The organism is Microvirga guangxiensis, assembly GCF_900102135.1.
In the GTDB taxonomy this organism is placed as follows: Bacteria; Pseudomonadota; Alphaproteobacteria; order Rhizobiales; family Beijerinckiaceae; genus Microvirga; species Microvirga guangxiensis.
Genome location: NZ_FMVJ01000005.1, coordinates 22,964 through 49,066, shown reverse-complemented (window position 1 = coordinate 49,066; position 26,103 = coordinate 22,964). Strand labels below are relative to the sequence as shown.

At 64.5% G+C, this 26,103-nt stretch carries 16 protein-coding genes and 1 pseudogene; 8 read left to right on the top strand and 9 right to left on the bottom strand.

Annotated elements, in window-relative coordinates:
- Positions 1-239: 239 nt before the first annotated feature.
- Both BLP10_RS09135 and BLP10_RS09130 read right to left on the bottom strand, forming a co-directional pair.
- Positions 240-1,661 carry an argonaute/piwi family protein gene (locus BLP10_RS09135; protein ID WP_091133620.1) on the bottom strand — a complete coding sequence of 474 codons (1,422 nt, stop codon included), beginning with the start codon at positions 1,659-1,661 and terminating at the stop codon, positions 240-242.
- Positions 1,651-3,300 (bottom strand): SIR2 family protein, encoded by a 1,650-nt coding sequence (locus BLP10_RS09130; RefSeq protein ID WP_175493849.1) that lies wholly within the window; start codon positions 3,298-3,300, stop codon positions 1,651-1,653. Before BLP10_RS09130 ends, BLP10_RS09135 begins: the two co-directional genes overlap by 11 nt.
- A gap of 1,154 nt (positions 3,301-4,454) precedes the next feature.
- Between BLP10_RS09130 and BLP10_RS09120 the strand changes: the two genes are divergently transcribed.
- Positions 4,455-4,676, top strand: coding sequence for a hypothetical protein (locus BLP10_RS09120; RefSeq protein ID WP_139165453.1), 222 nt, complete (start codon positions 4,455-4,457; stop codon positions 4,674-4,676).
- A gap of 255 nt (positions 4,677-4,931) precedes the next feature.
- On the opposite strand, the gene BLP10_RS09115 is transcribed toward BLP10_RS09120, so the two are convergent.
- The 3 genes from BLP10_RS09115 to BLP10_RS09105 all read right to left on the bottom strand — a co-directional run bounded on the left by BLP10_RS09115 (position 4,932) and on the right by BLP10_RS09105 (position 15,564).
- Positions 4,932-8,453, bottom strand: coding sequence for an ATP-binding protein (locus BLP10_RS09115; RefSeq protein ID WP_091133615.1), 3,522 nt, complete (start codon positions 8,451-8,453; stop codon positions 4,932-4,934).
- Between the two features lie 3 nt (positions 8,454-8,456).
- A complete protein-coding gene (locus BLP10_RS09110) occupies positions 8,457-9,728 on the bottom strand; it encodes a metallophosphoesterase family protein (protein WP_091133614.1) in 1,272 nt (423 codons plus the stop codon).
- A 244-nt stretch (positions 9,729-9,972) separates the two neighbouring features.
- Entirely contained in the window at positions 9,973-15,564 is a 5,592-nt protein-coding gene (locus BLP10_RS09105) for a DUF3320 domain-containing protein (protein WP_091133611.1), read from the bottom strand.
- Between the two features lie 295 nt (positions 15,565-15,859).
- Between BLP10_RS09105 and BLP10_RS09100 the strand changes: the two genes are divergently transcribed.
- The 5 genes from BLP10_RS09100 to arsH are packed head-to-tail and all read left to right on the top strand — an operon-like array spanning position 15,860 to position 19,004.
- On the top strand, positions 15,860-16,216 hold the full coding sequence (locus tag BLP10_RS09100; protein ID WP_091133609.1) for an ArsR/SmtB family transcription factor: 357 nt from the start codon (positions 15,860-15,862) through the stop codon (positions 16,214-16,216).
- Positions 16,209-16,751 (top strand): arsenate reductase ArsC, encoded by a 543-nt coding sequence (locus tag BLP10_RS09095; RefSeq protein ID WP_091133607.1) that lies wholly within the window; start codon positions 16,209-16,211, stop codon positions 16,749-16,751. The genes BLP10_RS09100 and BLP10_RS09095 overlap by 8 nt, the downstream gene beginning before the upstream one ends.
- Positions 16,752-16,761: 10 nt before the next feature.
- A complete protein-coding gene (gene arsC, locus BLP10_RS09090) occupies positions 16,762-17,187 on the top strand; it encodes an arsenate reductase (glutaredoxin) (protein WP_091133606.1) in 426 nt (141 codons plus the stop codon).
- Positions 17,188-17,197: 10 nt separating this feature from the next.
- Positions 17,198-18,277 (top strand): ACR3 family arsenite efflux transporter, encoded by a 1,080-nt coding sequence (arsB, locus tag BLP10_RS09085; RefSeq protein ID WP_091133605.1) that lies wholly within the window; start codon positions 17,198-17,200, stop codon positions 18,275-18,277.
- Complete coding sequence (arsH, locus tag BLP10_RS09080; protein ID WP_175493848.1) at positions 18,237-19,004, top strand: arsenical resistance protein ArsH; 768 nt, start codon at positions 18,237-18,239, stop codon at positions 19,002-19,004. The genes arsB and arsH overlap by 41 nt, the downstream gene beginning before the upstream one ends.
- Before the next feature lie 63 nt (positions 19,005-19,067).
- Here the strand turns inward: arsH and BLP10_RS09075 are convergent, their stop codons facing one another.
- The 4 genes and pseudogenes from BLP10_RS09075 to BLP10_RS23145 form a co-directional block, all read right to left on the bottom strand.
- Entirely contained in the window at positions 19,068-19,535 is a 468-nt protein-coding gene (locus BLP10_RS09075; RefSeq protein WP_091133603.1) for an EF-hand domain-containing protein, read from the bottom strand.
- 123 nt (positions 19,536-19,658) lie between these two features.
- Positions 19,659-20,272: pseudogene (locus BLP10_RS09070) on the bottom strand (class I SAM-dependent methyltransferase).
- 41 nt (positions 20,273-20,313) lie between these two features.
- A complete protein-coding gene (locus BLP10_RS09065) occupies positions 20,314-20,775 on the bottom strand; it encodes a DUF411 domain-containing protein (protein ID WP_091133601.1) in 462 nt (153 codons plus the stop codon).
- 446 nt (positions 20,776-21,221) lie between these two features.
- Positions 21,222-21,377 (bottom strand): cyclic nucleotide-binding domain-containing protein, encoded by a 156-nt coding sequence (locus tag BLP10_RS23145; RefSeq protein WP_175493847.1) that lies wholly within the window; start codon positions 21,375-21,377, stop codon positions 21,222-21,224.
- A 151-nt stretch (positions 21,378-21,528) separates the two neighbouring features.
- On the opposite strand from BLP10_RS23145, the gene BLP10_RS09050 reads away from it, so the two are divergent.
- Entirely contained in the window at positions 21,529-22,695 is a 1,167-nt protein-coding gene (locus BLP10_RS09050) for an efflux RND transporter periplasmic adaptor subunit (protein ID WP_175493846.1), read from the top strand.
- Positions 22,692-25,844, top strand: coding sequence for an efflux RND transporter permease subunit (locus BLP10_RS09045; RefSeq protein WP_091133595.1), 3,153 nt, complete (start codon positions 22,692-22,694; stop codon positions 25,842-25,844). Before BLP10_RS09050 ends, BLP10_RS09045 begins: the two co-directional genes overlap by 4 nt.
- Positions 25,845-26,103 lie beyond the last annotated feature (259 nt).

Sequence of the window (26,103 nt, the reverse complement as noted above, 5' to 3'; positions counted from 1 at the left end):
ATCTGCTCAAAGTCGCACGGTTGCGGTACGCTTACGAAGCGAACGAGCCACGCAGACCTGCCAAGCCCGAGCCATTCGCCGGGTCTCATTGGGCGGTTTAAGCCGGAGTGTCGTGTACCTTGGGTAGAACGAAACCTTGGGTTCAGGATTCCACGTACCGATCGAAGATCCGGAAGGCTCTGAAATGATCGCTAGCCGGACGGCGGTTTCGAAAGTGCGCCACAGCCTACCGATGTAACCTACATGAAAAAGCGGTAGTCGTAGACCTCGTCCACGATATCGGGAGCGTGCTTGACCACATTTGCGAAGAGGCTCGAATAGACGAGGGTCGCTGGCAGCGTCTTGTAGAGGGTGTTGTTGTTCCAGTCGACCTTGGTGAGCGACAGGATGCTCGCGCAGGTATCATGCCATCCTCCCGCACCTGAGAAGCGCCGTAGGAGGATCGGGTCCGGAAGCGGCTTGAGGGGTGCCTCCTTGAACACCGGCTTATGGCTTGACGACGGATTCACGCCGACAACGCTTCCCTGGGTCCAGAGCAGGCACTCCGTCGGGCTTACCGGCTGGTAGACGCCACGATCCACGGAATACGCCGCGGGCGCAGCCTTCGCTCCGTGACGCGGCCCCTCGATCTTGATTCCGTACCAACCCGTCTTGCGCACGACCTGGATGAGTTCGAGTTCCGTTCTCCCGCCGAAAGCATCGTGCGCACCAAGGATCTCGTCGTCGGTGAAATGCGATGACTTATGGATGAAGAGCTTGCGTGGTATTCGCCCACGATGGCCGTTCTGGTACAGGAGCAGACTCTTGGAGAGAACGGCCTGCATCTCGGCATAACTCAGGAAGGGATTGCCCTTGCGATCGGTTGTGATCTCGCGCGCGTCGAAGGCGACGAACTCGAAACCGGTCCCATCCGGATCAAAGACCTGACTGCAACACGTGGCGTAATCGTGTCCGTCGCGGTGCCTCTTGATCGCGTAGCTCAGGCCGATGTAGGCCTCGTCACGGTCATGATCGGCGAGCTTCCACGGGATTCCGCCCGCTTTCGCGTACAGTGCAACGGAGATGCCCCACATGACCTGAGCCCGACATCTTCGCTCCCAGGTCGCGTCGTTTACGATCTGGACCGGGATATTGCGTGGAGCGAGCCGCGCCTTGATGATGTCGTGCAGGTTGAATCCTTCGTACTCGAATGCGTGGCTCCAGGCTTTCGGCAGATGGATCAGGAGCACATCGAAAGAGCTTCGCACTCTCGACAGGGGCGCCAGTGCCTGGATGATGGCCTGGGCGAGACCATCGCCGTCCCCAGCCTCTGCGAGCCGGGCGCAATCTCCAGGCGCGGGAATTCGCAGGGTCTCCGAAGCCGGGACGAGCCGCGCCCGAAAGGTCCGCTCGAACCCTGGATACTCGACATAGTAATTGGTTGCCTCCCGAGGCATTGCGCGGCCGTTGAGTTCGGCTACCAGGCCATCGAGCTTGCGGGTGAACTCCGGCGGGCAGAAGTAAGCTAGGCGCACCATCTCGGGATACCCGAGATCAGCGCTGTACGGACCAAACTCCGTGAGTCCCCTGAGCGGGTGGAGATCGGTCCGTGTCGATGAAAACAGCAGTTTGGGTTCCGGCAGGATAGTATGGGCCGGCAGGACGTATGGCTTACCGGACATCGGTCCGCCTCCCGGCGCTGTAAGCGGTGCGTGTGTTGATCCGAAAACTCACGGGCTGATCGTCGTTGGCGAAGGCCGTCACAGTGACATTCTCGCCTCCTCCGGCCTCTCCCAGCAGAACCCTGATCCATGCGTCCAAAAGCTCGTTGGCTTGGCTGTTCCACCGTCTGAGTTTTCGTGCCCGGATGAATTCCCTTGCCTCGTCCCTCTTGGGTACCGGGGAGATCCAAATATCGGGTCGGAGCAGGAGCCACGTCATGCCGTTTCGCTCCTCGAGACGGATGGAGACGGCCTCGGACCACGTAGCGGCTCGCCCTGGCACATTTCCAAAGATGGGGCCGCCGATTGCCCTCCTGAGAGCGGTAAGAGGCGCTGCATCCTGAGATCGGTTGCTTGCGACCGCAAACAACTCGCGTCCTTTCTTTCTCAGGACAACGGGTCTCGTTGTGCAGAGGGCCTTGGCCAAGGCTTCCTCGAACAGAGCCTTGGTGACCATGGAGTCCTTGATCGCCGCAACGGGATCATGAAACCTCTTGATCGTTCGCTCTACGATCGTTTGCGTGGGGACGAACGTCTCGACCTCGGATCGGCTGCCCCAATAAAGGAGGCCATCGTCGATAGCGAAGGCCGAGATAGGGATGTCCCCACCCCGCCTCGAACGAATCTCGTCGTAGGTCGGGACCTTGCGGCACACGATGTGGCCGCACTGTGTCGGCAGGGACGTGATCGGCAAGGCGTTCGTGCGCAGGATCGGGAACTGCCCTCCCGGCATGGGCAATGGAATGGAGACCGCCTGTGCGTAGGTCGGACGCACCTTCGCTATGAGCTCCGGGGTCTTGCCAGGGATCTGGCGCCAAATCCTCGACATCAGGATATCGAAAGTCCCCGTTTCGACGATCCCGGCACGGACGCCCTTGCCCTTGGCCTCATCAATCAGGCCTATCACCTCGCCGGATGCATCTGAGCGTCGTGGCACTGTCCAGAACAGGCCGGCGGGAAAGGCATTGGGATAATCCAGAGCGCGCCGGAGCATCGCCATGACATTTGCGTCCCTGCCACTGTAACCGGAAACGACCATGCCGAAGCGGCTTGCCGCCGAGAGGAAGCATCGCTGGATCTGCTCGTCATTCGACACCAGATCGGCCGAGAGGTTCTTCACGCTCTTGAATCGAAAGTCCCCGTGCAACTTCGCGTAAATCGGAAACTCTTCGGTGTTCAGGGCTTCGAGCGCCGCGTAGGAACCCTCCAAGTGGAATGGGACCAGCGACTTGCCCGACACCGAAGCGACGGCCTCCTCGACGACGTTGTCGAAGTTCGTCGTGAAGACAACCCTGGCCGCCCCTATCGCGATAAGGGCGCCAAGCACTCGGTGTCCAACGTTGAGGGATACCCGCTGCGGGTTCAGCTTCTCCTGGAGGAAGCGCTGTTGGGCCGCATAGTCGTCCCCGAAAGCGCACTCGAAGAAGTATGAATACTCCGCATTGTCGTACTCCGGCGGCGCTCCCTTGCTGTCGAAGTAGCTCTGGATGCGCTCACGCAATGCGGGGCTGTTCATGTCGAGCGAATGCGGGTCCTGATTTTCCTCGCGACAATATTGGCGGAGCTTGAGCTCTCGGACCAAGTCGGTGGCCGTGGGCATTCCGGCGGTCCGTGACGCACCCGCTCCCAGGAACCACATCATGTGTCCAGGCCGAGCGGTGTATGTCGAAACCAGATCTTCGAACTCTATTTCCCTGGCCTCCATGGGGCTTTTGAAGCTCCGTGAGCATCTGAACGACAACGGCACAGCTTCAACGGCATGCGGCTCCGAAACAAGATCCAAATTCGTACGGCCCACAGATTCCGGATGCGCGCCCTACGTGCGTGCAAGGTAAGTTCGCCAACTCTTGCACCACCCCCAGGTAAAGAGCTTTCCGCCTCCGTGCTACCACGCATCTGAGCTGTGACCTGAGGTCTCCAGCAGTGTTCCAGGCGAAGATACTGTCGGGGCCACCTTGACCCAGATCATCGTGACGGGGATGCCAATCGAACGAGACAAGGGCGGAAGCCGAAACCGCATCGTCTGCCCCTCGAATGGGGGCAGACGCTGGCGCTGCTCACTAAGCAGTAGCTGCCTAGGCCAGTTATACGGAGTTTATCCGAGTTTATCGTAATCTGATAAACTCGGATAAACTCCGTATAATTCTTCCCGTGCGGCACGCATGCACGGCGGCAGAAATGCTAGAATCAGTCGATTTAATGTTTGTGCCAACTTCCGAGCGTTTCGTAACAGGGCCGAAGCCACGCCTCCGTATCTGACACGCATAGCCAATACCTTGATCGCCGTCCCTGCCAAGCCTTTGTGCAAGTCGGACGGAGAGGCTCAAGGCGTCCAAAGGATTTCCCCACATTCCACAACCCATGAACAAATAGAGAACATTCCTGTGGCGTTCCCAGGAGCGAATCAGTAACGTCGCCCGTCTCAACGGAGGTGATGATGACCGATCAGACTCAGCCCGCGTGTGACACGGACATAATGGAGATGGACGTCACCGCTGTAATCGAGGCCTGCGGCGGGGATCCTCGAACTGCCATCAGGGCCCTCCTCGCCGAAAACTTTATCCAAGAGCAACGGATCGAACGCTTGGCTGCATCACTGTCGTTCGGTTACGTCCGCGGGCGGATCGATGACGACCGATCCAAACTGGTTCCAGCCATGGTGAATTCACCTGATGGTCCCTCCTCCTGAAATGGCGCCGTTGTCAACACGCCATCATCGCCTTGAGCAATGAGGATTCTCGAGGAAGTGGTCCCATGCGTTACGGTCGTTCGAGAAAGTCCCGGCGCCTCATGACGCCGGAGGTCGCCGGCAGGATATTGGAGTCCCTGCGACCGACCCGGCATCTCCTCACGCGGACGCTGGCCGGCTTCCCGATCGGCAGCCCGGAGTACCGCCAGATCGATCGTGTTGTGCACGAGATCGATGGGCTTGCCGAGTTCCTGATTGGCGACGTGATCCATTTCCACCAAGACTGACACCTTGCTTCGAACGCCCAGCGAGGGGCGCGATGACATGTACCCGATTGGGCGTCAGGCAGATCAACCGGCACTACGAAGGTCCGGTTATCGTCCGGGGCATGGCCCGTCGGGTCGCCCCGCCCATCCGGGGTGCCGCCGCGCCCTCAGCGTTGGATTCCCGGCGAACTGGATTTGGCGGGACATCTGCCCCGCCAGTTTCGCCCGATCGGCCCACGTGGGATACTGCTGCTGAATTGATCTTCCTGCGGCTCCTCAGACTGCGAGAGCGAGCCGTTCCGGCGAGGCTAGCTGAACCTCGCTGAGATCCAGAATGTCGACCTTCGCCCCAAGTCGGCTGCGTGCGATCTCAACGATATGGGAATGGTGGGTGAAGAGGATCGGCTGCACAACGAGACCGAAGCTGGCCAAGGTCTCCAGACCATGACCTGCCCGTTCATCGTCAAACGTTGCGAACAGGTCGTCACCGATGAAGGGAACAGCCTCGGCTCTCGATGCGTAGTCCTGTAGGTAGGCGAGACGCAGTGCGAGATACAACTGGTCGACGGTCCCCTCGCTCATCTCACTTGTAGCGAGTGTCGTGCCGGAAGCCCGTCGTGCAATGAGGCGAGGAGCGTCATCGTCGCCGATTGCCTGCTCCAGGCCCGTGAAGGCTCCGCCGGTCAGCGCGTTGAAGAGGATACCCGCTCTAGTCATCAACGGGCTCTGGTTCTGCGCGCGGTGCCGAGCAAGGGCAGCACCGATCAGGAGCGAGCCCAGCTTGTGGATCAGGTACTCTCTCGCGGTCTCCGAGATCTGAACCTCGGCACCATGGCGCATCTGGTGAGCCTCCTCGGCGCCGACGCCCCCCTCGATCTCGGCCAAGCGTGTTTGGTGCCGATCCCTGGCGGCGTAGGCCTCCTTGCCCTCTTGATCTAGCTGGGTGTTGGCTTCGGCAAGCCGAATGAGTTCGGCTTCGGCGCGATCAGGATCGAAATCGGCAAGCGCCCCCCGCAACTCTATCTCGTCGTGCTGCTCCGTGGCGGCGCCTAGCTGCCGGCGAAGCCCCCGGAGCGAGGCCTCGATCTCCGAACGGGTCCTGATGCTGGCAATCAGGGACCTCAGGTCCGTATCGGCTGGCTGTTCCATCGCAGATGCTGAATCCACCACCGCTTTCCGCGCGCGCTCTTGGACCTCGGCAGCAGTGCGAACCTTGGCGCGCGCACGGGTGAGACGCATGGCCAAGTCCTCTTGGAGAACTCTCGCTTTTTTCGCATCGCCGACCCGTGAATGGAGCTCCTTCACCGCGCCATCGAGTGGAAGAGAGGTCAGATCCGGCGCCAGGTCCGCGACGACCGTCCGGGCCTCAGTCTCGAAGGGGTTGATCGTATCCCGTTCCATGCCACGGACGCGCTTGCGGAGGCTGTCGAGTTCCTTTTGAAGGCTGGGCAGCCGCTGCCATCCCGTGCTTGCGGCCCCGGCTTCGATCAACGATGCACCTGGCTTCAAACCCATAGCTGCAACCGCCGCGTCGAAGCGGGCGCGCCATTCCACGACAGCCCGTTCGCCCTGCTCCTGAGCCTGCTGGAGATCGCCTATTCGCCTGCGGGCCTCCGCAAGGAGCGCTTCGTCCTCTCGCGCCTCCGTCCAGTTCCTGGCTGTGGCCTCGATCGCCTCCTCCACATACCGGGCCATGATCAAGACATCTGCGCCCTCGTAGGGGGCGAGCCGCAGTTCGTTCGCGAGGCCCTTCAGCGGCACCAGCAACGTTCGACCCTGCTCCTCGATAGCCGTTTGCTCGTCCTGTCTTGCACGTAAGGCATCGCGCCGGTCCAGGAGCGAGGCCACCGCGCTGCACCAGGACTTCATGTCCCTAGGCTCGAGTGGAACGACGCCAACGGAAGACCAGAGCCCCTCCCACTCGACCAGCGTGGCTGTGCGTGCGCGCTCGACCTCTTCCAGACAGCGGGCGAGTTCGGCGCCCCTTGCGGTCTCCTGCTTCAGCCTGCGGTCGAGGTCAGCTATCGTAAAGACCCGCTCGGCATCTGCGGCGATGTCATCCGCTAGGCGATCGGCGCCGGATACGAGCTGCTCAAACCGGGAGACGCCCTCGGCAACTTCCTCTGGCTGGAGTGTCCTCTCGCCGAATAGTGCGGAGCGGATCAGGCTCCATGCCTCCCCGCGCTGCGTCCGCGCGGCATCCAGTTGCTCCCGCGTGGGCACAGCCCCCTCGCGACGGAGCGCGGTGAGTTGGGTCCGGAGTTGTTCAATTCCTTCCTCGCAGGACCTGAACCGATCGACTTCCTGCGTCGAGCGGGCCGCGAGTTCGTCCAGAGCGGAGCGATACCCCTCGATCAGCTCGGCGGGAGGTAGCGGAACGGCGGCAAGTTCCTCCAAATCGCCAATCGAAGGCCTCAGACGAGCCGCTTCTTCACGGAGAGCGCGGATGTCCCTAGCAATCGTCTCAGCCGCTGCCCTGCCGCCCTCAACCCTCTTGAGATCAGGTTTGAGAGCGGTCAGGCGGCTCCGAAACGGGGTTGGGTCGACCGGCGCATCACCTTGGGTGCGGCGGCCTAGATGAGCCTTGAGAGCGGCCTGCTCAGAACCCAAAGTGTCTCGGCTGGTGGCGAGCCGCTCCAGCAAGGAGCGCCCCTGGTCCATGAGTTCCTGGACCCGAGCCAGCTCGGCATCGGTTGGGCGCTTCTGAGCGAAGCCCTCCCCGGGATTGCAGCCGAGCCTGGTGGCAAGATCGGCAAGATCCGCTTCCAGGTCGGCTGCCTCTGCCTGCACCCTCGGACGATCGCGCAACGCCAGACGATAAGCCTCGACGCGGGAATACAGGCCGTCAATCCTGGCCGACTGGGCAACAAGCCCGTCGTCGACGCGTATGCCATCACGCTCCAGCTCGATTTCCCGTTCTTCGAGCCGTGACTTCTCCAAGTCGCGGGTCGCCGCGACATCGTGGTCAAGAGCCGTTTCGAGTTCCTGCAATGCAACATCGCCGATCCGCGGGAGCGACCTGTAGCCTTCCAACCGTTCGATCTCGGCATCGATCAGCCGCACGAGAGGTTGCGCAGCCTTCAGCCGCTTGATCCGGGCCATTTCAGCAATGCCGTAGGCTTTCAGTTCACTGATCTCGTGCAAGCGCGCCTCGGCGACGGCAATTTCCGAGAGGATGGCTTTGTAGTCGCTGCTGCGAAGCTCCCTCTCCCTAATCGTCTTGCGGGCAGCTTCGTATTGGGCCAGCACCTGGTGCAATCGGCGATCCCTGGCACGGGGCGCGAATATTTTGGAGGCGTCCGCCTCCAAGTCGGCGCGAAGGTCGGAGAACCCACGCAGGCCGGAAGCTGCGGTAAACAACGCGGTCGCAAGATCGCCGTCACTGTTCCCTAACTCCTTCGCGCTTGCGCGGAGCGTCCCCGCATTCAGTCCGAAGGCGCGCAGGAAAACCTCACGGCCAATGCCGCCAAGAAACGGCACGAGGGCATCGTCTGAGAGGTCCTTGTCGTTTTCGTCGATGAGCGTGCGCTTATATCCTTTACGGCGCCGGAATGTCAGTGCAGTGCCGTCCTCCCGCGCCAAGGTAGCTCCGATGCGAAGGTCCTTGCTGTCGTGCAGGAAGTCGAAGGCGGTGCTCTTCTCGAAGCCGAACAGCAGGTCCGCAATCGCGGACAGGCACGTGCTCTTGCCTGCCTCGTTTGGCCCATAGACCACATGCAGGCGTGCGTCTGTCTTGAAGGTCAGGCGCTTGCTGGTGAAGGAGCCATATCGTTCGAGATCAAGGCTGCGCAGGCGCATCGATCATACCGCCTTTCCCGCCGTGGCGCGTGCCACGACGAGGCTGCGTGCTTCGGCCATCAGCATGTCGATATCGTTCAGTTCCGGAACCTCCGAGAACGACTGTGGAAGCTTCTCCAGCAACGTGCCGACAATCTCGCCGGCAGACTGACGCAGTTCGATGTCATCCGTGAGGCCTGCGAGCATCGCGATCGGGTCAAGACCGCCCAATGCTCTCTCCTGCGGTTCCAGTGGAGCCGAGGTCCGGACCTCAAGCTTCTCAAGCCATGTATCCTCGTGGACGTGATGGAGCACCGCCTGCACCTCATCGCGCAACGTGCTGGCCGCAGCCCGCAGACGGTCATGCAGGGACGTTTCCCCCGTGAGCGTGACGCGCAGGGCAAGAAGGCGTTCGCCGAGGTCAGCAATGGTGCTTTCCGCTTCCTTGCGGACGGCAGCCGTAACTTCGGTTTCTGTAGTAAGGCTCGAAACATCGACAGTGATGGCAGCCCACCTAGCGCTGTCCACGATCGCCCGTTCGACTGCGCGGACCTCGCCGTCCCTGACCTCCACGATCACAGCGCCCTTGGCTCCGCATTCACGGACGCTCCTGCCTTGTAGGTTCCCCGGGTAGACAATCCAGGGGTCTCGGCTGAGCACCTTGTGCTCATGGATGTGACCGAGCGCCCAGTACTGGTACTCGTGTGAGGACAACTCCTGGACTGAGCACGGAGCGTACGTGGCGTGAGCCGACTTTCCCTCGCAGGAGGAATGCAGGACACCGATGTTGAACCAGCCTGGCACCGCAGCCGGGTAGCTGAGGCTGAAGTCGGCCGCGGTCGCGCGGTCCTCGTAGCTCCAGCCGTGAACAGCGACCTTTAGGTGCTCGATGCGGTGGGTTTCCGCCTTCCGGGTGCCGAAGACCGTCACGCCGTCGGGTTTCGGCACCGTCTTGGTGACGACGCTTTCCGCATCGTGGTTGCCCTTGATGATATAGACGGGAACGCCTTCGCGGGTCAGTCGGGAGATCTCCCGATTGAAGAACAGGCCAACAGTGTTGTCTTTCCACTCGCCGTCGTAGATGTCCCCTGCAATCACGGCGAAAGCTACCTTCGCGCTGATCGCCCGGTCGATCAGGGCACGAAATGCCTCCCGGCTAGCGGTGGCGAAGCGCCGTGCAATCTCCGGATCCTTGACTGAAAGGCCGAGCAGAGGACTGCCGAGGTGAAGGTCGGCGGCATGCAGAAACGAGAAATTCACGTTGGACCCGTGGTGCTCCGAAGGGGAGTCAACCATGGCGGTTCAATGTTCCGCTGAGCAACCTAGGCCACTACTTGTCCCCATTGTTCACACCCCCGGCATTAGTCGGATGAATCAAACGGCTCCAGTCAATCTGACACCCCAGCCGGCCAATCCGCTTATGGCCCGAAAGGTCGAAGTATCCTCGGATCGGGGCAGCGGGAGGTGCTGGTGCCGCCCCCGACGAAAGCAACGAACAGCGCCAGTGCTCTCGATCCTGCTGATCCTTTCCGCATGATACTTACCCGCGTACCGATTTCTCGGCGGCTCTCGCAGCCACTCCGTCCGATGCGGAAGCTCCCACGGTCAACATCGCCCCATCCCGGATCAGACGTCCCTCAGCTAGAAGACCATCAACCACTTGGCTGATGACACCCCTGAGCTGTGCGCTGGTTGCCTTGAAGCCGAGAAGGCGCGAAACGCTCAGGGCGACCTCATCATCGGTTGCCCCTAGGTTCGTGGTCACGACCTGGACAACCCCGATGGCGATCTCGCCTGGCGGAATCATCTCCGGCTTGCGCAGACCCAGGGACATCACGTTGCGTCGGTCCCGAAGTCTTGTCTCTGCTTGCGGGAAGATCAGGAACGGTCCCGACCGCTCGATCTGTCCCCTTGAGACGGCTAGCTTGACGCCTTCCTCGACAGCGGATTGGATCCTTCCTCCGGCTCGTTGCAGGTTCCAGGCGCCTCTCAGTCGAGCGACCACCTCATCGAAGTGGACGGGTGTCTCCACCTTGACGACCTGCTCGACCAAGCTGGCCATGACGCCAACAGGTGTCTCGTGCAATTCGTAGGTGCCGGGTCGGGAAGGCGTGGCTTCGATGTAGAGCCGCTCGGAGAGTCCGTCCTCCACAACGTCTACGAGACCGATTTCGGTGACGTCCGCCCTCTCGACTGTCACGACTTCGACAGGTACCGCCCGATGCCGATGGGCGCCGAGTTCGATACGTTCGTCCAGTTCGGCCTTGGCCGCCTCGATTGCCGCAATGGTGCGCTCCAACTGCTCCTGCGGCCGCTGGAACCAGTCAGTGCTCCAGATCCGGTGAATGATCCATCCGTGATCCTCCAGAACCGCCTGGCGCAGTCTGTCACGATCCCGGGCTGACCTCGAGCTGTGGTAGGCTGCGCCGTCGCACTCGATGCCGATGAGGTATCTGCCGGGTCGCTCCGGATCCGCGATGGCGAGATCGATGAAGAAGCCCGCGATGCCGACCTGAGGATGAACTTGATAGCCGCGTTCCTGGAGCGCGCTCGCCACCTGCTCCTCAAAGACGCTGTCCGCCTCTCGCCCGCTCGCCTGTGCAACCGAGAGACGTCCCGTACGAGCATAATGCAGGAAGAGCTTGAACGCGAAGACGCCCTTGCCCTTCGCGCGCTCAAGGTCGATGTCCTCGTCCGTTATGGAGGAGAACACCTCGCAGCGCCGCTTTGCGCGGCTGATGAGCACGTTTAGTCGACGCTCGCCGCCGTCGGCACCGAGCGGGCCGAAGCGCATGGCCATGTAGCCTTGGGCATTCTTGGCGTAGCCAACCGAGATCATGATCACGTCGCGCTCGTCACCCTGCACGTTTTCGAGGTTCTTGACGAAGAACGGCTCGCTCGGGTGAGCGTGGAAGAAGTCCTCAGTGTCCGGATTGAGGCGTCTGAGAACCTCAAGCTCGTCCTGGATGGCTCGGCGCTGGGAAACCGAGAAGGTTGCGACGCCAAGGGAGAGTCCAGGGTAGGTCTTCGCGTGCCGAATGATCGCCTCGGCGACGGTCCGAGCCTCAATGACATTCGTCCCGGCGCCTCCGGAGTCAAACACACCGTTGGGAACGTGGTGGAACCGCAATCCCATGCCGGCTTCCTGGGTGTAGGGGCTGGGCACGATGAATAGCTTGTTCTCGTAGAACTGGCTGTTTGAGACCGCGATGAGGGACTGATGCCGGCTACGGTAGTGCCAGCGAAGCATGCGCTGCGGAAGGCCCCGAGCTGAGAACAGGCCGAGGATGCTCTCGATGTCCGCGACTTGGGCGCCCTCGTCGTCATCATCCTCAGCTTGCCCCCCCGTCATCTTCGAGAAGAACTTGGTCGGCGGAAGCTGCCGCTCGTCACCGACGACAACGACTTGCCGGCAACGTGCGATGGCGCCGAGCGCGTCGACGGGCTGGATCTGACTGGCCTCGTCCATGACGAGGAGGTCGAACGCCATGCGTCCGGGCGTCAGGAATTGCGCCACCGAGAGTGGGCTCATCATCAAGACAGGCTTCAATGCCTGGATCGCGGGCCCGGCCCTCTGCATGAGTTGGCGGATGGGCATGTGGCCGCGCCGCCGCGCCATCTCCGCCCGGAGCACCCCGACGGGGCCAACGCCACCGTCACGCGAAGGTATCCGGCGATGATGGGCTCGCACGACCTCCAGGCTTGCCGCCTTGATGCGCTCCCGATCGAGGTTCGCGAACTCCCGGGCAAGCCGGCCATGTAGATTGCCGTCAAACCGTCCGAGATCCGGCTCCTTCGTGACGAATTCCGCCAGCATCGCCTCGTAGTACGCCATCTCGAAGGTCGCGTGTGCCGCGGCAGTCTCGAGCCTGCCGTCCGCAAGGTGGTCGATGATGTTGCCGAGGCCTAACGAGTGGCCGCGGTCAGCGCGCTCGCGGTACGACACCCATTTGGAAAGCTGTTCGGTGTTCGCGAGCCATAGCCCGAGGCGTTCCGACAGGCCCGACAGGGGCACGGCACCGTCGGAGGCGCTCCCGAACAGCGCGGTCGAGTCGGTCTTCAAGGTGGAGAAGAGTTCCAGGATGTCGGAGGCGATGCCGTCCGCATCCGCCTGGGCGCGATGCGCCCGCTCGGCGACTGCCTGTCGGCCAGGGAGCCGTGCCGCGAGGAAGCGCAAGGTTCCGTGGCGCACGATCCAGTCGACGGCGGCTGACAAGTTTTCCCAGTCAGATGGGAGCCCATTCCATGCCTCCCCGAACGCGGACTGTCCCAGGTCACCCTGCTCGTTGACCGCGCGAGCCACTTGCTGCCAGGCAAACAGCCTGTGGATTAGCTGGAGGCGCTCGGGCAAGCGCTCGGGTACGGTGCGCAGAACCTCCCGGCTCAGGTCGTCGGCCGCCACGAGCGCCCGCGCACGACCATCTGCGAGCCCGAGGTTCGCGTGCTCGATCGATGCCGCACCGTCGAAGGCTGCCGAGGCGATCGAGCCGAGATCCGACCAGAGTGACCTCAGCAGGGGCGAAATCTCATCGAGCACCCGCCGAAGCTGTGCCGCGCGCTCCCGCACCTCGGACCGCTCCGCAAGCCGGCCTGCGATCAGCCGCGGCTCGGCGCCGAGACCGCGCAATGTCCTCATCCATGCAACGAGGGCGCCCAAGGGTGCGGACGCCGACCGCTCGCCACGCCAATCAGCGCCGAAGGCCGACCGGCCGAATGCATCGCCATCCTTGATTGCTTTCGCGGCGGCCTGTCCCTTCATGAGCTGGTCGAGCAATTCGACCAGTTCCGATGCTGGTACGTCCGGCGCCCGGATGATCGTCCGGACCAGCGCCCTCGCCTTGCGCCACTCGCCATTGAGGTATCGGAACAGCCCGGTGTGCATCGCGAGCGCCTGCCGCGCGGCGGCGACATCGGTATTCCACGCTGCGTCGAGGAGACGATCACCGACCTGGGAACGAACGGTCTCAAGCACCTCAACGGCCTCGGCAAGGTCCCCGGCCTGGTCGACACCTTGATCCCACACGGCGGCTGCGAAGGCCTCTGGACTGGCGTCCGGCGCGGCGGCAACCCGCTCGCCCATCGATACGAGACGCGAAACGGCGGCAAAGGTGTCGACCTCGCCCGTCGCTCCCAATTCCCGCTTCAGCCGCTCCGCATCGGCCCGCAGGCGCGGCAACAGATCCGCCAACGTGCGAACCCTGTCGAATGCGCCAGCCGGAAAATCGTGCGGGAGCCATGCGAGTTGCTCCTCCAGGCCGTCGACCGAGGTCTGGAGGGCCTCGGCGGAGACGAACGCTGCAAGCTCTTTCGCCTGCCGTTCGAAATCGAAGCCGAGGGCCACGAGTCCTCGAATTCGATCTGCGTGTTCGACCCATACCGCTGCTGCAAGTGCGTCGGCGGATAGGCTCGGCGCGGCTGCCAGTCTATCCGCCAAGTCGCGAAGCGGCACGATGTCGTCGAAAGTGCTGGGATCTGCATGCTCCAGCGTGTGGGCAAGTTCGCCGAGTTCGACCCGCAATGCTTCGACCCGCGCCTTCAATCCTTCGATCCTGGGAACCAGCCGCTCGAGCGTGGTCGGGAGGATCATGTCGAGACCGACCCCGTTCCATGGATGGCGCGCGGGCAACCCGATGTCCTCGATCCGTTGAACCAGCTCGTGCAGGATGCGGCGGCGCTCGCCAAGATCGTCCGGCGACCACTTCGTCGGTTCGTCCAACGTCAGATCGACGGGACGCTGGCCCGCCTGTCTCAAGCGTACGAGATGCCCGAGGACCTGGTACGGGCTGAGCCCTGAGGGAGCGTGGCGACGGTGCAATCGAGCGGCGTGCCCATTCAGGACATCCCGGGCCTCGACCAGCCTGCCAGTCAGCGACCCGGGGAACTCGCCCCGGGGCGAGCCAAGGTCCCATGTCCGTCGCAGTTCCTCAAGGAGGGCTCGCTTGTTTGCCTTGTTGCTGTGGAGTTCTAGGCAGGCGTCGCCGACACCGGCTTGGTCGAGGCGGCGCTTCACGACCTCCAGGGCGGCCATCTTCTCCGCGACGAAGAGCACCGTCTTTCCGTCCGCGACGGCAGAGGCAATTGCGTTCGCGATGGTCTGTGACTTGCCGGTCCCGGGCGGTCCCTGGATGACGAGGTTGCGGCCCTTGCGCACGTCGTGGACGGCCAACGTCTGAGAGCCATCGCTGTCGACGATGTGCAACATCTCCGATGGTGGGATGTGAGCATCGATGTTCACGTCCTCGGAGAGCAACTCATCGCGCGCCGAGAACCCGTCCGCAAGCAGGCCGCGGATGAGGGGCTGCTCCGTCAGCTTGCCGTCCGCCGGCCAGTTTTCGGGATCGAGGTCCCGGTACATCAGGAACTTGGCAAAGGAAAAGAAGCCGAGGACGGCTTCATCCGGGTTGACCGACCATTCCTGCTTTGTCGACACCGCGTCGGCGACCTCGGCCATGTACGCTGCCGGGTCGAAGTCGTCCCCTGGCTCGAACTCCGGGAGCTTCAGGGCGTGCACCCGATCGAGGTAGGCTTCGAGGGACAGGTTCGAGGCCGGATCCTCCTGGCGCCACCTCAAGCGGAACTTCTCGCCTGCCGTGCCGCGATCGAGGCTGACCGGAAGGAGGATCAGAGGAGCGTACCGGATGTTGTCCTTGTTGTTGGGATCGATCCACTTCAGCGTTCCCAACGCTAGGAAGAGGATGTTGACGCCCTGCTCCTCCTCCAGCGTCCGCGCATCGTAGTAGAGATCAAGCAGCCGCTTCTGAAGTCCCTTTGGCGTCATCCGCGTCTGAAGCCTCGTATCGGCGTGCCGCCGCGAGACCCCACGCTCGTCGACCTCACCCGTCTCTTCCGGCTGGGTCAGCTCAACCGAGGTCACATCCTCGTCCTCGACCCCGTCGCGATCCTCCCGCCCAGGGACAAAGGTGAAGGCCTTCCCCTCACGCACCAACAAACGAAAGATCTCGGAGGTTTTCTCGTCGACGATCTCGATCGTCTTCGCACTCTTGGAAAACCGCGGGATGTTCAGGAGGCGGTTCCGGGCTGAGAGATCCAGGAGTTCCATCCTCGCCCGATCAAGCTTCGTCTCAAGAGGCAGATTGCTCTGGAAGACCGAAACCTCTTCTACAACTGACATTGGGAGCCACAATACAACATGGAATTGCCAGAACTAAATCCCAACTGAGGCCCCGCTTCAACCGGGGGACTGCGCATTTGGGGCGGAATCCTTCTAAAGTAGACCGGAACTGCGTGTTCATCCCCGTATCACCCCGGATCCCCCCCGGCGGCCGCCACCTCTTAGCAGGCTACGTCACGCGACCATTGAGGGCATTATCGGCGGGTGGAACCGGCGACCTCCCCCGCGGCTGATCGACAAAGCCTTCCGGATTCATTGACTTGACAAGATTCAATGTGTCCATATATCTCGACATATGGAACCTGACAACGTTATCCTGGCCCTTGCGGCCTTGGCCCAGTCCACGCGCCTCGACGTGTTCCGTCTGCTGGTGCACCACGAACCTGACGGGTTGCCGGCCGGCGACGTCGCCCGGGAGCTGGCCGTCCCCCACAACACCATGTCGAGCCATCTCGGCATTCTCTCCCGGGCGGGGCTGGTCCGTTCCGAACGCCGCAGCCGCTCCATCATCTACCGCGCTGACCTGGATCGCCTGCGCGAGGTCGTCACCTTCCTGCTCAAGGACTGCTGCGGCGGGCACCCGGACCTGTGCGCTCCCCTGATCGATGCCCTTGCCCCCTGCTGCCCTCCGAAGGAGACCCTCGATGGCTGACCGTCCCTACAACGTGCTGTTCCTGTGCACGGGCAACACCGCCCGCTCGGTCCTGGCCGAGGGCATCCTGCGCAAGGACGGCGCGGGCCGCTTCAACGCCTTCTCCGCAGGCAGCCAGCCGAAGGGCACGGTCAATCCGTTCGCCCTGAAGGTGCTCGACAGTCTCGGCTACCCGACCGACGGGTTCCGCTCCAAGAGCTGGGACGAGTTCGCCGGACCGGATGCGCCCGTGATGGACTTCATCTTCACCGTCTGCGACAGCGCCGCGGGCGAAGCCTGCCCGGTCTGGCTGGGCCACCCGGCAACAGCCCATTGGGGCATTGAGGATCCCGCCGCCGTCACGGGCACCGACATCGAAAAGGAACGCGCCTTCGTGCAGGCTGCCAAATACCTCAAGAACCGCATTTCGGCCTTCCTGGCCCTCCCCATGCACAGCCTTGACCAGGTCTCGCTGACCCATCACCTGCGGGAGATCGGCCGCCTCGAGGGCGCCACCTCCGGCACCGTTCTCCCCTTCGACCGCCGCTCGGCCTGAGGTTACCGCCATGGACGTCATCATCTACCACAACCCGGACTGCGGCACGTCCCGCAACACCCTGGCCATGATCCGCAACGCTGGGATCGAGCCGCACGTCATCGAGTACCTGAAGACGCCGCCGACCCGGCTCCTGTTGCGCCAGCTCATCGACCGGATGGGCGTCCCGGTCCGCGACGTCGTCCGCGGTAAGGGCACCCCGTACCGGGAACTCGGCCTCGACGACCCGTCCCTGACCGACGACCAGCTCCTCGACGCCATGATGGCCCACCCGATCCTGATCAACCGCCCGATCGTCGTCACGCCCAAGGGCGTGCGCCTGTGCCGTCCGTCCGAGGCCGTCCTCGACCTCCTGCCGCAGCAGCAGGGCGAGTTCGTCAAGGAGGACGGCGAGCGGGTCGTCGACGAGCACGGAAGCCGCGTGGCGACCGCCTGAAGGATTCAGCATGTCCATCTTCGAACGCTACCTGACCCTTTGGGTCGCCCTGTGCATCGTGGCCGGCATTGCCCTCGGCCATGTCTTCCCCGGGTTCTTCCAGGCCGTCGGCGCGCTTGAGGTCGCCAAGGTCAACCTGCCCGTGGCGGCCCTGATCTGGCTCATGATCATCCCGATGCTGATCAAGATCGACTTCGCCTCGCTCGGGAGGGTGCGCGAGCACTGGCGCGGCATCGGCGTGACCCTGTTCATCAACTGGGCCGTCAAGCCGTTCTCGATGGCGGCGCTCGGCTGGCTCTTCATCGGCTACGTGTTCAAGCCCTACCTACCCGCGGACCAGATCAACTCGTACATCGCCGGCCTGATCATCCTGGCGGCGGCACCCTGCACAGCGATGGTGTTCGTGTGGAGCCACCTGACGAAGGGCGAGCCGCACTTCACCCTGTCGCAGGTGGCGCTCAACGACGTGATCATGGTGGTGGCTTTTGCCCCGATTGTGGGCCTGCTGCTCGGCCTGTCGGCGATCACGGTGCCGTGGGACACCCTGCTGCTCTCGGTCGTGCTCTACATCGTCATCCCCGTGGTTCTGGCCCAGTTCCTGCGCTCGCGCCTGTTGGCCAGCGGTGGCGAGGCCGCATTGACGGGGCTCCTGCGAATCCTCCAACCGCTGTCGTTGGTGTCCCTGCTCGCCACCCTGGTGCTTTTGTTCGGCTTCCAGGGCGAGCAGATCCTGGCCCAGCCGCTGATCATCGCCATGCTGGCGGTGCCGATCCTGATCCAGGTCTATTTCAACTCCGGACTGGCCTACCTGCTCAATCGTGTCGCGGGCGAGCAGCACTGCGTCGCCGGCCCCTCGGCCCTCATCGGCGCCTCGAATTTCTTCGAGCTCGCAGTCGCCGCCGCGATCTCCCTGTTCGGGTTCAACTCCGGCGCAGCGCTGGCGACGGTCGTCGGCGTGCTGATCGAGGTGCCCGTTATGCTGTCGGTCGTCTGGATCGTGAACCGCAGCCAGGGCTGGTACGAGCGCGGCGCCGTGCGGAACAGGATGAATGCTGCCACCCCGAAGCAGGGAGTCCAGCCTGGTGAGTGATCTTCCCAACGTCGACTTCTCCGCCCTCGACGTGCCAGATCTCGGCAAGCTCGAGCCGCGATGGGTGTCCACGCACGCTCCCCGTATCCTCCTCCTCTATGGGTCGTTGCGGGAGCGCTCCTACAGCCGCTTCCTGACGCTCGAGGCGGAGCAGTTGCTGAAGCACTTCGGCGCCGAGACCCGCGTCTTCGATCCACGCGGCCTGCCGCTACCGGATGCAACAGCCAGCGATCATCCCAAGGTGCAGGAGCTGCGGGAGCTCTCCCTGTGGTCCGAGGGCCAAGTCTGGTGCAGCCCGGAACGGCATGGCGCCATGAGTGCGGTGATGAAGGCGCAGATCGACTGGATCCCGTTGGCCGTCGGGTCAATCCGTCCGACGCAGGGGCGTACGCTGGCCGTGATGCAGGTATCCGGCGGCTCCCAGTCCTTCAACGCCGTCAACCAACTGCGGGTGCTCGGGCGCTGGATGCGGATGGTGACGATCCCGAACCAGTCCTCGGTCGCCAAGGCATTCCAGGAGTTCGACGAGGCCGGGCGGATGAAGCCGTCGTCCTACTACGACCGCGTGGTCGACGTGATGGAGGAACTGGTGAAGTTCACGCTGTTGACCCGCGACCGTTCCGACTACCTCACCGACCGCTACAGCGAGCGCATGGAGGCCGCCGGGAACGAAGCCAAGCGCCTTGCTGCGGAAGCCATGCGCCAAGAAGTCAAGGCGGCCGAATAAGCCGCGCCGCGGCGGCGAGGCGGTCTTCGTCCCCGTCGCCGCGGCAACGTGCCCTGACAAGGGCTACTCCCGCATGAAGGCCTGGATTTCCTCGGGCGTCGCCCTGCCGTCCTTGTTGGCGTCGACTCGGTCGAAGATCCGCTTGTGGATGGCCGTCACCTCGTCGAAGGAAAGCCCGCCGTCGCCGTTGGCATCGGCAATGGCAAAGAAGATCTTCATCGGCGCAGGTCCGGTCATGCCCATCATGCCGCGCCCCCTCATTCCCTGCATTCCTTGGCCCATCATCCCAGGCTGCATCATGCCGCACATCATGCCCGACTGAGCGGGCGGCATGGTGGACTGAGCGGGCTGTGCCCCTTCGCTCTGGCCCATCATGCCCGATCCCATCGTACCGGACGGCAGCATCGCCTGCGCGAGCGTCATGCCAGGATGGTGCGTATCGGTCGAGGGGGTTTGCGCCGTGGCCGCGGCCGTCGTGCTGGCGGCAATCATCATGGCCAAGGCGGCAGTGCGTGGCAGTGTGGTCAACATCGTGGGTTCCTCCTTGTCTTCAGGCGCTCAACGGAGCGCGTCGCTGACATCAGTGGTACGGCTTCGCCCCCAACCAACCGGGTCTTCGACCTCTTCTTGCGCTGCCCTCCCGGCAGCATCCGCTCAGGCGCCTGTCGCGCGCCCTTCGTAGAGGAAGGTGAAGGGCTTCGGCCCGGGCGCGTAGCCCGTCCGCACGACTTGCATCCTGAACCCGGCCCCCATGATGAGATCCGCCATCGGCCGGTTGAGATGACAGCCCCGGCAAGCGGCCTGCACACGGGCGTGAGCCAATCCTGAAAGCGGACCACCCAGTGATCCGGCGCCCGGCCATGCTCGACGAACAGGAGATCACCGCCGGGCCGGAGCACCCGCCGCATCTCGGCCAGGGCCGCCCTGGCATCCGGGATCGAGCACATAGTCCAGGTGGTCACGACCGCGTCCGCGCTGCCCGTGTCGAGCGGGATCGCCTCGGCCGAGGCCGTCAGAAATGACACGGCCCGGTCATGCACTCCCGCCCGACGCGATGCCATTCCGATGAGCGGGCCCGATGGGTCAAGGCCGATGATCTCCGTCACGCCAGGGCCGTACAACGGCAGGTTCAAGCCCGAGCCGATGCCGACCTCCAGCACCCGGCCCTGGGCCGCCCCGACGATCCGGCGACGATAGCCGACGAGTTCCTCGTTCCGCATCGCGTGATCGAGCAGGCGGGGCAGCACAAGGTCGTTGTAGAAACCCATCCCTCTTCTCCCGCGCTGCCTTCACGGCAGCCTGGAATTCGTCAGGCCTCCTGGGCACCGCGGTAGCGCGCAAAGGTGCGCGGGCCCGCCGGCCCGAACAGGACCACCTCGTAGGTGTCGGCCTCGATGCCCTCGACCTCCATGCCGGGCGATCCGACGGGCATCCCGGGAACGGCCAGCCCGACCGCCTGCGGCTTCTCAGCGAGCAGGCGCTTGATCGATCCGGCCGGTACGTGCCCCTCGATCACGGAGCCGCCCACCTCGCCCGTATGGCAGGACGCCAGCGCCCGCGGCACGCCGAGGCGCGTCTTCACACGGCTGATCTCGGCGGTCTCGACGATCTCGACCGGGAAGCCGGCCTGCTTGAGGTGGTCGGCCCACCCGGAGCAGCAGCCGCAGCTCGGATCCTTGGTGACCACCACCTTCGGCAATCCTTCGCTGGCGCGCAGGGGCCTCGCGAGGACGGCCCCTGCCAGTCCGGCCGCGAAGGCCCGCCGGTCCATGCGAATGCGTTGCTCATGTGAGTCTCCTGGGTTCGGCAACGGGGCTTGTGGATCATGGTACTTCTCATCGGAAGAAAACGTATTTGACGAGCGCGGCGTTCGCCAGGAGCACCACGACGAGGGTTACGAGCCCGAATAGGCCCATGCCCCACATCATCCCCCCGCCCATCAAGTCATGCATGATGGCGTCCTCCTCACGTCGTCACTCCGCAGCAGGCTTGATCACCGTTGCACCGGCCGCTTCCTCGGGACGCGAGGCCTCCGCCTCACGCGGCAGTTCCCTGCCGTTGGCCAGTCCGTAGATCGCCGGGCTCACGATCAAGGTCAGCAGGGTCGAGGAGATAATGCCCCGGTCATGGGAACGGCGATGCGCTGCATGACCTCCGAGCCGAGCTGGCGGGCCGGCCAGATGGTGACCGCCAGGGCCACGAGCGCGACCAGGATGGTCAGCGTCTTGGCCCGGAGAGCCGGATCTCGCCTCGCTCCAGCAGATAAAGCCCATCAGGCCGATCCTCCCGGCAGAACAGCATCTCGCCAGGTTCGAGCGTCCGCCGGATAGCGGATTTACGGACGCTCTCGGGAATCCAATCGACTGAGGTCATGAGGCCCATCATACCCACCCTGGGATCGACAATCGACCTCCGTGGAACACTGCAAACAAGCGCTTGACCCTCCAATCGTTGGAAGCGCGACACTCTCCGTCAGATGCCGCCGAATTTGGTCTGGGGCGGGCCTTCCAATGGAGAGACAGTGATGAGGTCAATCTGGCTTACCCTGATCGGGGCTGGCGCGGCAGGTGCTTCCGTGGCCATCGCCCCGCAACTCGTACCGTCCTCGCCAGGCGCGGCTCCGGCTCAGGCGGCTCCTCCCGCGCCACAGGTCGAGGTCGTCAGTCCGGAGACGCGGAAACTCACGGACACCGCGGAGTTCCTGGGCCGGATCGAGGCCTTCGAAACGGTCGGGATCAGGGCACGCGTGGGTGGCGTGATCGACGAGGTCGCATTCCGCGACGGCGATCATGTCAAGGAAGGCGACCTTCTCTTCCGCATCGATCCGCGGCCGTACCGGATCGCCCTGGAGCAGGCCGAGGCGGCCCTCCGGCAGAAGAGGGAGCAGTCGAAGCTGGCCCAGAGCCGCCGCGCCAGAACCACTGAGCTCATGGAAAGGGCGGCGGCCTCCCGCGATGCGCTCGAGGCCGCGGTCGCCCACGAGGGGACGCTTGCGGCCGAGGTCGCCGCGGCGGAAGCGGCCGCCGCGGCAGCGAAGCTCGATCTCACGTTCACCGAGGTCCGGGCGCCGATCAGCGGCCGGATCGGGGCAACCGCCCTGACGCGAGGCAACCATGTCGTGGCGGCATCCACGGGCGGTACGGTGCTGGCCGGCATCGTCGCGGTCGACCGGGTGAAGGTCACGTTCGACGTGGACGAGGCGCGTTACCTGGGATTCCTGGCCGATCGGCCCGACCGCGCCCGGCAGGAAAGGCTAGGGGTTGCGGTCGGCCTCACCACCGACGCCGACAGGCCCCATCGCGGCCAGGTCGACTTCGTCGACAACACGGTCGATCGCACCACCGGAACGGTGCGGGTCAGGGCGGTCCTGCCGAACCCGCACGGGCGCCTTGCCCCGGGCCTGTTCGCCCGTGTCCGCCTGGACCTGGGCGAGCCCCGCGATGTCCTGCTCGTCGACGAGCGCGCCGTGGCCGCCGGTGCGGGCGGGCGCATGGTGCTTGTGGTCGGCAACGACAACACCGTCGAGGCACGGCCGGTGGTTCTCGGGGCGACACCCGAGCCGGGCAAGCGCGTCGTGCTCTCCGGTCTCGCGCCGAACGAGCGGGTCATCCTGAAAGGCCTTGCGGGGCCCGGCATGAAGGTGTCTCCGGTCGCCTCCGTCACGGCATCGGCCGAAGGAGGGAAGCCATGAGGTTCCCATCGTACTTCATCGACCGTCCGATCGTCGCGACGGTCCTGTCCGTCCTGATCTTGCTCGCGGGGGCGATGAGCCTCGGCGGGCTCCCGCTGAGCGAGTATCCGGCGGTGACGCCACCCACCGTCATGGTCCGGGCCAGCTATCCGGGCGCGAGCCCCGAGACCATTGCCGAGACGGTGGCGTCTCCCATCGAGCAGGAGCTGAACGGCACCGACGGCCTTGTCTACATGTCGTCGCAGTCGACGGTCGACGGCAGCCTTTCGCTGACCCTCACCTTCGAGCACGGGGTCGACCCGGACACCGCCCAGATCCAGGTCCAGAACCGGGTCACGCGGGCCATCCCGCGGCTGCCGCAGACCGTGCAACGGATCGGCGTCGTCACCCAGAAGACCTCGCCGGACATGCTGATGGTGGTCCATCTCGTCTCGCCGGATGCGAGCCGGGACACGCTCTTCATGTCCAACTACGCCACGCTCAACATCCGCGATGAGCTGCGGCGGCTGCCCGGCGTCGGCGACGTCGTGGTCTGGGGGGCCGGCGAGTATTCCATGAGGGTCTGGCTCGATCCCGAGAGGATTGCCTCCCGCGGCCTCACGGCGGGCGACGTCGTCGAGGCGATCCGGGAGCAGAACGCGGACGTGGCGGCCGGCTCGCTCGGTGCGCCGCCCCATGCGGCGGCTCCGCTCCAGGTGACGCTCTCCGCCCGGGGGCGCCTGGTCACCGAGCAGGAATTCGCCGACATCGTCGTGCGCACGACGGCCGACGGCCGGGTGACGCGTCTCGGCGAAGTCGCGCGCATCGAACTCGGCGCGGACGCCTACTCCCTCCGCAGCCTGCTCGACGGCAAGCCCGCCGTCGGGATCCAGATCGTGCAGCAGCCCGGTGCCAACGCGCTCGACACGACGGCCGGCGTGAGGTCGAGGATGGCAGAGCTCGCCGGCACCTTCCCGGCAGGCGTCGAGCACCGGATCGCGTACGACCCCACGATCTTCGTCAGGGCATCGATCGAGGCCGTGCTGAAGACGTTGGCGGAGGCCGTCCTCCTCGTCGTGCTGGTGGTCGTCGTGTTCCTCCAGAGCTGGCGGGCCGCGATCATCCCCCTCGTGGCGGTGCCGGTCTCCCTGGTCGGCACGTTCGCCGTCATGCACCTGATGGGTTCGTCGCTCAACACGCTGTCCCTGTTCGGCCTGGTGCTGTCCATCGGCATCGTGGTGGACGATGCGATCGTCGTCGTGGAGAACGTCGAGCGTCATATGCGGCTCGGCGCCACGCCGCGCGAGGCGGCCCACAGGGCCATGGCCGAGGTGACCGGACCGATCATCGCGATCACGTCCGTGCTGGCGGCCGTCTTCGTCCCGACGGCCTTCCTGTCCGGCCTCACCGGGGAGTTCTACAGCCAGTTCGCGCTCACGATCGCCGTCTCGACCGTGCTGTCGGCCGTCAACTCGCTGACGTTGAGCCCGGCATTGGCTGCCCTGCTCCTGAGGGATCACCATGCCCGGCCGGACCTCCCGACCCGGCTTCTCGACACCGCGCTGGGCTGGTTCTTCCGCCTGTTCAACCGCGGCTTCGATGCGGCGTCCGCCGGGTATGCCGGCCTGACGCGGCGGGCCGTGCGCTTCGGGAGCTTGGTCGTCATCGTCTACGGTGCCTTGCTCGGAGCGACCTGGGTGGGCTTTTCGGCCGTACCGGCCGGGTTCGTGCCCTCCCAGGACAAGTACTACCTGGTGGGCATCGTCCAGCTTCCCGCCGGAGCGTCGCTCGACCGTACCGACGAGGTCACACGCAAGGTCTCCGAGCTCGCGCTGGCCGAAGACGGCGTCGAGAGCGTCGTTGCCTTCCCGGGTCTGTCCATCAACGGCTTCGTGAACCTGCCCAACGCGGCCGTGTTCTTCGCGATGCTCGATCCGTTCGACGTGCGCCAGACACCGGAGCTGGCGGCAACGGCCATTGCCGGCCGGCTTCAGGCAAAACTCTTCGGCATCCGAGATGGCTTCGTGGGCGTGTTCCCGCCCCCGCCTGTTCCGGGCCTCGGACCGACCGGCGGCTTCAAGATGCTCGTCGAGGACAGGGCGGGCCACGGCACCCAGGCTCTCGCGCAGGCAACGCAGGCCCTGATGGCCAAGGCGGGACAGACGTCCGGCGTGACGGGCCTCATGACCAGCTTCGGCGTGAACGCTCCCCAGGTCGCGCTCGAGCTCGATCGCGAGAAGGCGAAGTCGCACGGGGTGCCCATCGACGCCGCATTCGAGGCGCTCCAGGTCTACCTCGGCTCGCTTTACGTCAACGACTTCAACCTTCAGGGCCGCACGTACCGGGTCACCGTCCAGGCGGACGCACCCTTCCGCGGCGACGCCAGTGCCATCGAGCGACTCCATGCGCGCAATGGCGAGGGCAGGACCGTCCCGCTGTCGACGTTCGTCTCGGCGCGGGATGCCGCGGGGCCCGATCGCATGATCCGCTACAACGGCTATCCCGCGGCCGACGTGAGCGGCATGCCCGCCCCGGGATACAGCTCCGGTGAGGCCGTGGCGGCCATGGAAAGGATCGCGGCGGAGACGCTTCCCCCGGGCATGAGCTTCGAGTGGACCGACCTGACGCTGCAAGAGAAGCTTGCGGGCAATGCGGGTCTCTGGGTGTTCCCGCTGGCCGTGGTGCTCGCCTACCTGATCCTGGCGGTGCAGTACAACAGCTTCACCCTGCCGCTCGCGGTGCTGCTGATCGCCCCGATGGCGCTGCTCTCGGCGATCGCGGGCATCTGGTGGACCGGTGGGGACAACAACGTGTTCACGCAGATCGGGCTGCTGGTCCTCGTCGGCCTCGCGGCGAAGAACGCGATCCTGATCGTCGAGTTCGCCCGTGCGAAGGAAGGCGAAGGGCTGACGCCCGTCGAGGCTGCGATCGAAGCGGCCCGCCTCCGCCTGCGTCCGATCCTGATGACCTCGCTCGCCTTCGTCATGGGCGTGGTCCCCCTGGTGCTCGCGACCGGGGCAGGCGCGGAGATGCGCCAGGCGATGGGTGTCGCCGTCTTCTTCGGGATGATCGGCGTCACGCTGTTCGGCCTGGTGCTCACCCCCGTGTTCTACGTGATCACGAGCGGCAGGCGGACGCGTGCGCCGTCCTCCGCGCCGCTCGAGGCCTAGGGATCGCGACGTGCACACCCATCGGCGCAGCGTCTGGAACGATGTGTTGGACCCCAACCGCTCTCCGTAGGTCTGCGGAGAGCGGATCGGTCTTCGCTTCCAGCGGTTCGATCTCGCCTCCCGCAGGCCGGTCCGCTTCAGGATCGCCATCGGAATGTGGGACTCGATCGCTACCCGGATCTCCTCAAGTGGCCACCATCGACCGAAGCGCGCCTGCCACTCGAGCCGGGGCGGGTTGAGGTCGCTTTCAGCCCGGACC

Bases quoted from the DNA above. Each gene is read 5' to 3' on its own strand.
- BLP10_RS09120 (WP_139165453.1), top strand. From the start codon at position 4,455: ATGCGTTACGGTCGTTCGAGAAAGTCCCGGCGCCTCATGACGCCGGAG.
- BLP10_RS09100 (WP_091133609.1), top strand. From the start codon at position 15,860: ATGGAACCTGACAACGTTATCCTGGCCCTTGCGGCCTTGGCCCAGTCC.
- arsC (WP_091133606.1), top strand. From the start codon at position 16,762: ATGGACGTCATCATCTACCACAACCCGGACTGCGGCACGTCCCGCAAC.
- BLP10_RS09135 (WP_091133620.1), bottom strand. From the start codon at position 1,661: ATGTCCGGTAAGCCATACGTCCTGCCGGCCCATACTATCCTGCCGGAA.
- BLP10_RS09130 (WP_175493849.1), bottom strand. From the start codon at position 3,300: ATGCCCACGGCCACCGACTTGGTCCGAGAGCTCAAGCTCCGCCAATAT.
- BLP10_RS09075 (WP_091133603.1), bottom strand. From the start codon at position 19,535: ATGTTGACCACACTGCCACGCACTGCCGCCTTGGCCATGATGATTGCC.
- BLP10_RS09045 (WP_091133595.1), top strand. From the start codon at position 22,692: ATGAGGTTCCCATCGTACTTCATCGACCGTCCGATCGTCGCGACGGTC.
- BLP10_RS09050 (WP_175493846.1), top strand. From the start codon at position 21,529: ATGAGGTCAATCTGGCTTACCCTGATCGGGGCTGGCGCGGCAGGTGCT.
- BLP10_RS09110 (WP_091133614.1), bottom strand. From the start codon at position 9,728: ATGGTTGACTCCCCTTCGGAGCACCACGGGTCCAACGTGAATTTCTCG.
- arsH (WP_175493848.1), top strand. From the start codon at position 18,237: ATGCTGCCACCCCGAAGCAGGGAGTCCAGCCTGGTGAGTGATCTTCCC.
- BLP10_RS09095 (WP_091133607.1), top strand. From the start codon at position 16,209: ATGGCTGACCGTCCCTACAACGTGCTGTTCCTGTGCACGGGCAACACC.
- BLP10_RS23145 (WP_175493847.1), bottom strand. From the start codon at position 21,377: ATGACCTCAGTCGATTGGATTCCCGAGAGCGTCCGTAAATCCGCTATC.
- arsB (WP_091133605.1), top strand. From the start codon at position 17,198: ATGTCCATCTTCGAACGCTACCTGACCCTTTGGGTCGCCCTGTGCATC.
- BLP10_RS09065 (WP_091133601.1), bottom strand. From the start codon at position 20,775: ATGGACCGGCGGGCCTTCGCGGCCGGACTGGCAGGGGCCGTCCTCGCG.
- BLP10_RS09105 (WP_091133611.1), bottom strand. From the start codon at position 15,564: ATGTCAGTTGTAGAAGAGGTTTCGGTCTTCCAGAGCAATCTGCCTCTT.
- BLP10_RS09115 (WP_091133615.1), bottom strand. From the start codon at position 8,453: ATGCGCCTGCGCAGCCTTGATCTCGAACGATATGGCTCCTTCACCAGC.